This window comes from Burkholderia sp. Ax-1720 (assembly GCF_011753035.1).
Classification (GTDB): Bacteria; Pseudomonadota; Gammaproteobacteria; order Burkholderiales; family Burkholderiaceae; genus Burkholderia; species Burkholderia gladioli.
Genome location: NZ_VWWK01000234.1, coordinates 1 through 9,129 on the forward strand (window position 1 = coordinate 1; position 9,129 = coordinate 9,129).

Annotated in this window: 10 protein-coding genes and 1 pseudogene; 4 read left to right on the plus strand and 7 right to left on the minus strand. The window is 69.5% G+C overall.

Annotated elements, in window-relative coordinates:
• Positions 1 to 1,020: an aliphatic amidase gene (locus F3J18_RS33545; RefSeq protein ID WP_345892541.1), complete on the plus strand. Its 1,020-nt coding sequence runs from the start codon at positions 1 to 3 to the stop codon at positions 1,018 to 1,020.
• A 283-nt stretch (positions 1,021 to 1,303) separates the two neighbouring features.
• Entirely contained in the window at positions 1,304 to 1,915 is a 612-nt protein-coding gene (locus tag F3J18_RS33550) for a LysE family translocator (protein WP_036050180.1), read from the plus strand.
• A 90-nt stretch (positions 1,916 to 2,005) separates the two neighbouring features.
• On the opposite strand, the gene kdgR is transcribed toward F3J18_RS33550, so the two are convergent.
• The 3 genes from kdgR to kduI form a co-directional block, all read right to left on the minus strand.
• Complete coding sequence (gene kdgR / locus F3J18_RS33555) at positions 2,006 to 2,842, minus strand: DNA-binding transcriptional regulator KdgR (RefSeq protein WP_013698618.1); 837 nt, start codon at positions 2,840 to 2,842, stop codon at positions 2,006 to 2,008.
• A 63-nt stretch (positions 2,843 to 2,905) separates the two neighbouring features.
• The gene (kduD, locus tag F3J18_RS33560) at positions 2,906 to 3,667 is read right to left on the minus strand and encodes a 2-dehydro-3-deoxy-D-gluconate 5-dehydrogenase KduD (protein ID WP_025099250.1); all 762 of its coding nucleotides are present in this window, start codon (positions 3,665 to 3,667) and stop codon (positions 2,906 to 2,908) included.
• Between the two features lie 64 nt (positions 3,668 to 3,731).
• On the minus strand, positions 3,732 to 4,568 hold the full coding sequence (gene kduI, locus F3J18_RS33565; RefSeq protein ID WP_025099251.1) for a 5-dehydro-4-deoxy-D-glucuronate isomerase: 837 nt from the start codon (positions 4,566 to 4,568) through the stop codon (positions 3,732 to 3,734).
• 267 nt (positions 4,569 to 4,835) lie between these two features.
• Between kduI and kdgT the strand changes: the two genes are divergently transcribed.
• Together kdgT and F3J18_RS33575 are read left to right on the plus strand one after the other, a co-directional pair.
• The gene (kdgT, locus tag F3J18_RS33570; RefSeq protein WP_025099252.1) at positions 4,836 to 5,861 is read left to right on the plus strand and encodes a 2-keto-3-deoxygluconate transporter; all 1,026 of its coding nucleotides are present in this window, start codon (positions 4,836 to 4,838) and stop codon (positions 5,859 to 5,861) included.
• A gap of 192 nt (positions 5,862 to 6,053) precedes the next feature.
• The gene (locus F3J18_RS33575; RefSeq protein WP_025099253.1) at positions 6,054 to 6,674 is read left to right on the plus strand and encodes an HAD family hydrolase; all 621 of its coding nucleotides are present in this window, start codon (positions 6,054 to 6,056) and stop codon (positions 6,672 to 6,674) included.
• Between the two features lie 76 nt (positions 6,675 to 6,750).
• On the opposite strand, the gene F3J18_RS33580 is transcribed toward F3J18_RS33575, so the two are convergent.
• The 4 genes and pseudogenes from F3J18_RS33580 to F3J18_RS33595 form a co-directional block, all read right to left on the minus strand.
• On the minus strand, positions 6,751 to 7,488 hold the full coding sequence (locus F3J18_RS33580; protein ID WP_025099254.1) for a GntR family transcriptional regulator: 738 nt from the start codon (positions 7,486 to 7,488) through the stop codon (positions 6,751 to 6,753).
• Positions 7,485 to 7,931, minus strand: coding sequence for an oxalurate catabolism protein HpxZ (gene hpxZ, locus F3J18_RS33585; protein WP_103690304.1), 447 nt, complete (start codon positions 7,929 to 7,931; stop codon positions 7,485 to 7,487). Before hpxZ ends, F3J18_RS33580 begins: the two co-directional genes overlap by 4 nt.
• Positions 7,928 to 8,626, minus strand: a complete 699-nt coding sequence (locus F3J18_RS33590) for an isochorismatase family cysteine hydrolase (RefSeq protein ID WP_166916416.1) — start codon at positions 8,624 to 8,626, stop codon at positions 7,928 to 7,930. Before F3J18_RS33590 ends, hpxZ begins: the two co-directional genes overlap by 4 nt.
• A 16-nt stretch (positions 8,627 to 8,642) precedes the next feature.
• Positions 8,643 to 9,129, minus strand: a pseudogene (locus F3J18_RS33595) (ABC transporter ATP-binding protein); the annotation flags it as partial.

Below are 9,129 nucleotides of genomic sequence, written 5' to 3' on the forward strand. Positions count from 1 at the left end.
ATCGACATCGATTCGATGCTGGCGGGGCTGGCCGAGGACGCGCGCGATGCCGGCCACGCGGTGCGTATCGAGGGGCATGCCGGCGCGCCCTACCCGGGGTTCGCGCGCAACCTGAAGCGCGGCCTGCCGGGCATGGACCTGGTGATCTTCCCCGAGTATTCGACGCACGGCATCATGTACGACGAGGCCGAGATGTACGAGACCGCCTCCACCATCCCCGGCGCGGAGACCGAGATCTTCTCGGCGGCCTGCCGCCAGGCCAAGGTGTGGGGCGTGTTCTCGATCACCGGCGAGCGCCACGAGCAGCACCCGCACAAGGCGCCCTACAACACCCTGATCCTGATCGACGACCAGGGCGAGATCGTCCAGAAGTACCGCAAGATCATGCCCTGGACGCCGATCGAGGGCTGGTACCCGGGAGACCGCACCTATGTGACGGACGGGCCGAAGGGCCTGAAGATCAGCCTGATCATCTGCGACGACGGCAACTATCCCGAGATCTGGCGCGACTGCGCGATGCAGGGCGCCGAGCTGATCGTGCGCTGCCAGGGCTACATGTACCCGGCCAAGGAGCAGCAGGTGCTGGTCTCGAAGGCGATGGCCTGGATGAACAACACCTACGTGGCGGTGGCCAACGCGGCCGGCTTCGACGGCGTCTATTCCTACTTCGGCCACTCGGCGATCGTCGGCTTCGACGGCCGCACGCTCGGCGAATGCGGCGAGGAGGAGATGGGCGTGCAGTACGCGGAGCTGTCGGTCTCGCAGATCCGCGACGCGCGCCGCAACCTGCAGTCGCAGAACCATCTCTACAAGCTGCTGCATCGCGGTTACACCGGCACGATCAACTCGGGCGACGGCGTGCATGGCGTGGCCGACTGCCCGTTCGGCTTCTATCGCGACTGGGTGAACGATCCGCAGAAGGCGCGCGCGGCCGCCGAGGCGATCACGCGGCCGATGCCGGGCACGCCCGAATGTCCGATCGAGGGGATTCCTCACCAGGCGGAAGCCAATACGCGCTAGGCGGGCAGGCGAGGCGAAGGGGTTTGGCACGAGGGAGCAGGCAGGCAAACCGGCGGCGCGCTCATCGACCCGCGCGCCGCCGCGCTGCTGCCGGCCTGCGGCGAGGGCAGGGTATCGAAGGCAGCGCGGGAGCGGCAAGCCAGCAACGGCAAGCCGGCGACAGCCACGCGGCGATGGCGGCCAAGCCGGGCCAGGGCCGCACGCGGCTGCGCTAAGATGGCGGCTCGCGGCGCCTTGCCGGAGCCATCGCCCCGGTGCGCCGCCGTCTGTCCTGGAGGCTTCGATGGCGCTGTCCGCCCTGTTGGTATTCGCATTGGCCCTGATGGTGGCCGCCGGTTCGCCGGGGCCGGGGATCGCCGCCCTGGTCGCGCGCGTGATGAGCAACGGCTTTCGCGACGTGCTGCCGTTCCTGGCCGCGATGTGGATCGGCGAGATCCTGTGGATGAGCTTCGCGGTGGCGGGCCTGGCCGCGCTGGCCAAGACCTTCGCGACCGCCTTCCTGCTGCTGAAGATCGCCGGCATCGTCTACCTGCTGTTCCTGGCCGTGAAGATGTGGCTCGCGCCGGCCGCCGTCGACGACGGCCAGTTGCCGAGCGGCCAGTCGCCGCTGCGCATGTTCGCCGCCGGCCTCACCGTCTCGCTCGGCAATCCCAAGATCATGGTGTTCTATGTGGCGCTGCTGCCCACGCTGGTCGACCTCTCCCATGTCGGGCCGCTGGCCTGGGCCGAGCTGGCGTTGACCATGCTGGTGGTGATGGCCGCCGTCGACCTGAGCTGGGCGCTGCTCGCGGTGCGCGCGCGCCGGCTGCTCAGGAGCCGCCGCGCGGTGAAGGTGGCCAACCGCGCCAGCGCCACCATGATGGCCGGCGCGGCGGTGGTGATGGCCACGCGCTGAGGGCGCGCGCCCGCGCCAAAAAGAAAGGCGGCCCGCCGGGCCGCCTGATCGTTCGTCGTGCCTGGCTTCGGGCTGGCGCGCCGCCGCCGCTCAGAGCGGCTCGCCGCGATAACCGAGCTTCGAGGAGATCACCTGCCCCGCCTGCTTGAGCAGGGCCACGTAATGCGCCTTGGTGTCGGCGCCGCAGCGCATGGTCGGAAACGAGATCGACAGCCCGGCGATCACCCGCCCGAAGCGGTCGAACACCGGCACCGCCAGGCACACCAGACCGTCTTCCTGTTCCTCGTTGTCCTCGCCGTAACCCTGCTCGCGCACGTGCGGCAGGATGCTCCAGACCGCCTCGGCCGAGGCCAGCGTCTTCTGCGTGGACTTGCGGAACTCGATGCGCGAGAGCGCCTCGCGCGCCTCCTCGGGCGCCATCCAGGCCAGCAGCACCTTGCCGATCGCGGTGCTGTAGAGCGGATTGGTGCGGCCGATCCGCGAGTGCATGCGCAGCCCGTAGTCGGCGTCGATCTTGTGGATGTAGATGATGTGGTCTTCGTCGAAGGCGCCCAGGTGCAGCGCCTCGCGCGTCAGGCGCCCGATGCGGCGCATCTCCACGTCCGCCTCGCGCACCAGGTCGACGCTCTCCAGCGCCTGCGAGCCGAGCTCGAACAGCCGGATCGTCAGCCGGTAGCGCTCGGTCTCGTCCTCCTGCGCGACGAAGCCGAGCGTCTTCAGCGTCTGCAGAAAACGGTGGACCGTGGTCTTCGACATGTCGAGCCGGTTCGACAGCTCGCTGATGCCGATCGGCCCGTGCGCGCCGAGCGCTTCCAGCACGGCGAACACCTTGCCCGCGGCCGAGGCCGATTCCGTCTTCTCGCCGCCTTCGTCGTTCCGCGCCCGGGAGGCGGCCTCGTCCTTCCGGCGCCTGAGCATCGCTTCCATGTGCAGACCATCCCTCGAATTTGATTCAGGCGTGAGCATAGCGCGTCCCGGGTCGGAGTTGAATCAGCGGGCCAGCCAGCCGCCGTCCACGGCCAGCGTGTGGCCGTGCACGTAGTCGGAGGCGGGCGAGGCGAGAAACACCACGGGGCCGGCCAGATCGCCCGGCACGCCCCAGCGCGCGGCCGGGATGCGGCCGACGATTTCCTCGTTGCGCTGCGCGTCGTGCCGCAGCTGCGTGGTGTTGTTGGTTTCCATGTAGCCGGGCGCGATCGCGTTGACGTTGATGCCGCGCGAGGCCCATTCGTTGGCGAGCAGGCGCGTCAAGCCCAGCACGCCGCTTTTCGAGGCGGTGTAGGAGGGCACCCGGATGCCGCCCTGGAACGACAGCATCGAGGCCACGTTGATGATCTTGCCGGGCCCGTCCTGCTTGACGAACTGGCGCGCCACCGCCTGCGCGAGGAAGAACACCGTCTTCAGGTTGGTGTCGATCACCAGGTCCCAGTCCTCCTCGGTGAACGCGAGCGCGTCGTTGCGGCGGATGATGCCGGCGTTGTTGACCAGCACGTCGATGCGGCCGAAGGCCTCGACCGTGGCGTTCACCACGTCGTCGATCGGCTGCGTGCTCGACAGGTCGGCGCGCAGGTCGAGGAAGCGGCGGCCGAGCGATTCGACGCGCGCCATGGTCTCGGTGGGCGCGCCGCGGTTGACGCCGGCGATGTCGCAGCCCGCCTCGGCGAGCGCGATCGCCATCCCGGCGCCCAGGCCGGTATTGCAACCGGTGACGACCGCGACCTTGCCGGTCAGGTCGAAGAAATTGGCTGGCATGGGGTTCCTCTCGATTGCCAGTGATGGATCGGGCGACGCCCGGCGCGGGCCGGGCGGCCGTGCTTCAGCGCAGATCGCCGATCTTGACGTGGTCCATGTCCTTGAACACCTGGTTCTCGCCGACCATGCCCCAGATGAAGGTATAGGCCTGGGTGCCCACGCCCGAGTGGATCGACCAGCTCGGCGAGATCACCGCCTGCTCGTTGTGGACCAGGATGTGGCGCGTTTCCTGCGGCTCGCCGCACATGTGGAACACCGCCGAGTTCTCCTGCATGCCGAAGTAGAAATACACCTCCATGCGGCGCTCGTGGGTGTGGCAGGGCATGGTGTTCCACAGGTTGCCCGGCTCCAGCTTGGTCATGCCCATCGAGAGCTGGCAGGTCTGCACCACTTCCGGAACGATGAACTTGTAGATGGTGCGGCGGTTGCTGGTGGACGGGTCGCCCAGCGTTTCCGGCGAGGCCTGCTGCAGCGTGATCACGCGCGTCGGGTAGCGGGTGTGGGCCGGCGCGCAGTTCAGGTAGAACTTGGCGGGCCGGGCGGCGTCGTCGCTGCCGAACACCACCGACTGCGTGCCCTGGCCGATGTAGATCGCCTCCTCGAAGCGCACCGCGTGGCGCTGGCCGTCCACCTCCACCCAGCCGTCGCCGCCGATGTTGATCGCGCCCAGCTCGCGCCGGTCCAGCAGGTGCTCCACGCCGATGGTCTTGCCCAGCGCGTTGGGCACCTCCACCGCGCGGGTGGCCGGGAAGGCGCCGCCGACGATGATGCGGTCGATATGGCTGTAGGTCAGCTTGAGCGCGTCGGCCTCGAACACCTGTTCGACCAGGAAGTGGCGCCGCAAGCCGGCGGTATCGAGGGTTTTCGCGTGTTCGCTGTGTATGGCCTGGCGGACTTCCATCTGCTGTCTCCTGGGGATCGATGAGGCGGGGCGCCGGGGCCCCTTTGCGTGTTCCGCATTAGATCACAGCCGAATAAAAATCGGAACGTTGTTCCAGGTATTTTTTCGAAACGGGCGGGACGGCCGATGGTTTGCTTGAGTGACGGTCGGCAATTGCAGGGTTAACCGCGATGTAAGGCGATCACAGAATGGAATAACGTTCCGAAATCACGTCGGGGAGACGGCGGATTCGACAACGGACGCGAACGTCCATGGATGGAGAACCTTGTGAATATCAAAAAAGCGATCGATCGCGTACCGGGCGGCCTGATGCTGGTGCCCATGGTGCTGGGCGCCTGCGTCCACACCTTCGCGCCGGATGCGGGGAAATACTTCGGCTCGTTTACCAACGGGCTGATCGCCGGCACGGTGCCGATCCTCGCGGTGTGGTTCTTCTGCATGGGCGCCACCATCGACCTGCGCGCCACCGGGGTGGTGCTGCGCAAGTCGGGCACCCTGGTGGTGACCAAGACGCTGGTGGCCTGGCTGGTCACCCTGATCTGCGCGCAGTTCATTCCCGACGACGGGGTGAAGGGGGGGCTGTTCGCCGGGCTCTCGATCCTCGCCATCGTGGCCTCGATGGACATGACCAACGGTGGGCTCTACGCGGCCGTGATGCAGCAGTACGGCACGCGTGAGGAGGCCGGCGCCTTCGTGCTGATGTCGCTCGAATCGGGGCCGCTGGTCAGCATGACGATCCTCGGCGCGGCCGGCGTGGCGGTGTTCGAGCCGCGCCTGTTCGTGGGCGCGGTGCTGCCGTTCCTGATCGGCTTCGCGCTGGGCAACCTCGATCGCGACCTGCGCGACCTGTTCGGCCGCTGCGTGCATCCGCTGATCCCGTTCTTCGGCTTCGCGCTGGGCAACGGCATCGACCTGCACGTGATCGCCAAGAGCGGCATCCCGGGCATCATCCTCGGCGTGGCCGTGATCATCGTCACCGGCATTCCGCTGATCCTGGCCGACCGCTTCATCGGCGGCGGCAACGGCACGGCCGGCATCGCCGCCTCGTCGACCGCGGGCGCCGCGGTGGCGAACCCGGCCATCATCGGCGAGATGGTGCCCAGGTTCAAGCCGCTGGTGCCGGCCGCCACCGCCACGGTGGCCACCGCCTGCCTGATCACCGCGATCCTGGTGCCGATCGTCACCGCGATCTGGGCGCGCCGCTTCAGCCGCAACCTGCCGGCCAGCAACGCGGCCGCGGCCGATGCGAAGCTGCAGCAGGTCGGCGTGTCGGGGCACCAGGGCCATATCTGAGGCTTGCAGGAGGGGAAGCGCGCCGTCGGGAGAGGCGGCGCGCGCCGTCGCGGATTCGCCGCGACGGGCGAGAGGCCGGGCCGCATGTGCGGTCCGGCCTTGTCGTTTTGGCGAGCCGGCCGCGCAAATTTGCTATCTTCCGGGGTCGCACGCGTTTCCCTGTTTTCCCTGCTTCTTCCCGCTCCCGAATCCATGACCGACCGCATCGTCGCCGCCTTCGATTTCGACGGCACCATCACCACCGCCGACAGCTTCCAGCACTTCGTCCGGCGAGCCGTCGGCACCCGCCGTTTCGCCTGCGCGGGCCTGCGCGCGCTGCCCTGGATCCTCGCCATGAAGGCCGGGCTGATCTCGCGCGGCGCGGCCAAGGCGCGCTTCGCCTGGTTCGCCTTCGGGCCGATGCCGGCGCGCGAGCTCGATGCGCTGGCCACCGCCTTCGTGCAGACCGAGCTGCCCACGCTGGTGCGTCCCGAGATGCTCGAGCGGGTGCGCGAGCATCAGGCGCGCGGCCACCAGGTGGTGCTGGTGAGCGCCTCGCCCTCGCTGTACCTGGAGAAGTGGGCCGCCACCCTCGGCCTCGACGCGGTGCTGGCCACGCGGCTGGCCTGGCGGGACGGCGCCTTCGCGGGGCGCTTGGACGGCGAGAACTGCTGGGGACCGCAGAAGGTGGTGCGGCTCGCGGCCTGGTGGGGCGACGAGCCGCCCGCGAAGCTCTATGCCTACGGCGACAGCCGCGGCGACAAGGAGATGGCCGAGCGCGCCGACTGGTCGTGGATTCGCGGCCAGGGGCCGATGGGGCCGATCGAGGCCTGAGCGCCGGGTATCGCGCGCCGGTCGATCGGCGACGGCTCGCGCGCGTGCGGCTGTAGCACGGCGCCAGAGCACGCAGCTAGAGCACGAAGGGCAGCTTGCTGCCGCGCGCCTCGGCCAGCATCGACAGCGTGATCTTGCGCACTTCCAGCCGGCTCTGCGTGATGTGGGCGCGCAGCAGCATGCCGGCCTCGGCGATCGCGCCGCGCTCCAGCAGGCGGATCATCTTGGCGTGTTCCTCGTAGGTGGCCGAGGTGCGGTGCGCCTTCAGGAAGTCGAGCCGCCGCACGATGCGGATCCGCTCGGTCACCTCGTTATGCACGCGCAGCATCTCGGCATTGCCGGTAGCCGCCACCAGCTGGCGGTGGAAGGCCTCGTCCATGCGGAACATCTCGGCGGGATCGGTCTCGCGCGCCTCGGGCGCGACGCACCAGGTGGCGTGCAGCGTGGCCAGCGCATCGGCCCAGTTGCCGGCGCCGGCCGTGAGCCGCTCGATCGCGGCGAGCTCCAGCACGATGCGCAGCTCGTAGAGCTGGTCGAGCTGGGCGAAGTCGATCGGCGCGACCTTCCAGCCGCGCCGGAAACCCACCTCCAGGTAACCCTCGCGCTGCAGCCGGAACAGCCCGTCGCGCATCGGCGTGCGCGATACGCCGTAATGCCGGGCGATATCGGTTTCGGAGAAACGGTCGCCTGGCAGCAGCCGGAAGCCGAAGATATCGCTCTTCAACTGCTGGTAGACCTGCTCGGCGAGCGGGTTGGCGCGATTGACCGCCTGCTCGTCGTCGGCGAGTTCGGGGGAGAGAGGGGAATCGCTCACGCTGGGCTGGGTCCGGTGGAGGAATGCGCGGCTCGCGGCTCGGGCGCGTCGATCAGGCTCACGTGCGCGGCGACGATGCGCCAGCCGCGATGCAGCGTGTCGGTCCCGTCGAGGCGCGCCCAGGTCTGCATCTGACGGCCCAGCAAAGAGGTGGCGTCGCTGCTGAATTCGGTGCTGACGGTCGCGTGCTCGCCGCCGAAGCTGGTGATCACGGTGCGATGCAGGCGGCGCGAGGGCGGCACCGGCTCGCAGCTCGCGCGCCAGGCGCGGATCGCCGCGCCGCCGTGCTGGATCTCGGCGATGCCGTAGCGCACCACCTCGGGCGCGTTCCAGAACAGCGCGTCCATGGTCGGCACGTCGTTGTCGACCAGCGCGCGCTCGTAGGCCTCGAAGGCCGCGCGCACTTCGGCAAGGATCTCGGGGCGATTCAGTTCGATGGTCATGGCTGTGGGCTGGCGGATGGGGCGGCGGGCAGCGGGGCCGCTTCGAGCAGGGCGCCCAGCGGCGCGGTCCAGCCGACGATGCCGCCCTGCGAGCTTATCATTTCGAGACAAGCGGCCTTGAAGGCCGGGAAGTAGCTGGCGGTGGCATCTTCCACCAGCAGGCAGTCGTAGCCGCGGTCGTTGGCCTCGCGCATCGAGGTCTGCACGCAGACCTCGGTGGTCACGCCGGCGAACACCAGGTGCGTGATGCCGCGCTCGCGCAGCAGCGCGTCGAGCGCGGTGGCGTGGAAGGCGCCCTTGCCGGGTTTGTCGATCACCGTTTCGCCGGCCAGCGGCGCGAGCGCCTCGACGATCTGGTTGCCGGGCTCGCCGCGCACCAGGATGCGGCCCATCGGGCCGCTGTCGCCGATGCGCAGGTTGGGCGCGCCGCGCAGGCGCTTGGCGGGCGGGCAATCGGACAGGTCGGGCGCGTGCGATTCGCGCGTATGCACCACGCTCCAGCCGCGGGCGCGCGCGAAGGCGAGCAGGGCGGCCACGCTCGGCACGATCGCGGCCAGCGGCGCGACGTCGTTGCCGAGCGCGGCGCCGAAACCGCCGGGCTCGATGAAGTCGCGCTGCATGTCGATCACGATCAGCGCGGTATGCGCCGGGTCGTAGCGATAGGGCGCGGGGCGGGCGGGAACCTCGAAGTGCATCGGGATGTTCTCTCTTTCAGCGATGGGTGCCCGGCGCATCGGCCGGCCGGGCCGGCTCGCGATGCGCGTGCGCGGCGCCGGGCCTGCCGGAGGACGCGGCAGGCTCGTCGGCCTCGTCGTGCCCGGCCATGTAGCGACCCAGCACGGCGCGATCGGCGCCGGCTGCCTCGGTCTCGAACACCAGCCGTCCCGCCGACATCACGGCGATCCGGTCCGACAGCGCCAGCAGCTCGTCGAGATCCTCGCTGACCAGCAGGATCGCGGCGCCGGCCTCGCGCGCGGCGAGCAGGCGCGCGTGGATGTCGGCCACCGAGGCGAAGTCGAGGCCGAACACCGGGTTGGCGACGATCAGCACCTCCACCGGCTGGCCCAGCTCGCGCGCCAGCACGGCGCGCTGCACGTTGCCGCCCGACAGGGTGCCGATCGCGCGCTCGGGCAGCGGCGGGCTGACCTTGAATTCGGCGATGCGCTCGGCCGCGCGCCGGCGCAGCGCGCGCCGGTCG

What these genes read in the sequence shown, in the direction of transcription:
- F3J18_RS33590 (WP_166916416.1), bottom strand. Translation starts at nt 8,626, where the DNA reads ATGCACTTCGAGGTTCCCGCCCGCCCCGCGCCCTATCGCTACGACCCG.
- F3J18_RS33550 (WP_036050180.1), top strand. Translation starts at nt 1,304, where the DNA reads ATGGCGCTGTCCGCCCTGTTGGTATTCGCATTGGCCCTGATGGTGGCC.
- hpxZ (WP_103690304.1), bottom strand. Translation starts at nt 7,931, where the DNA reads ATGACCATCGAACTGAATCGCCCCGAGATCCTTGCCGAAGTGCGCGCG.
- kduD (WP_025099250.1), bottom strand. Translation starts at nt 3,667, where the DNA reads ATGCCAGCCAATTTCTTCGACCTGACCGGCAAGGTCGCGGTCGTCACC.
- kduI (WP_025099251.1), bottom strand. Translation starts at nt 4,568, where the DNA reads ATGGAAGTCCGCCAGGCCATACACAGCGAACACGCGAAAACCCTCGAT.
- F3J18_RS33575 (WP_025099253.1), top strand. Translation starts at nt 6,054, where the DNA reads ATGACCGACCGCATCGTCGCCGCCTTCGATTTCGACGGCACCATCACC.
- kdgR (WP_013698618.1), bottom strand. Translation starts at nt 2,842, where the DNA reads ATGGAAGCGATGCTCAGGCGCCGGAAGGACGAGGCCGCCTCCCGGGCG.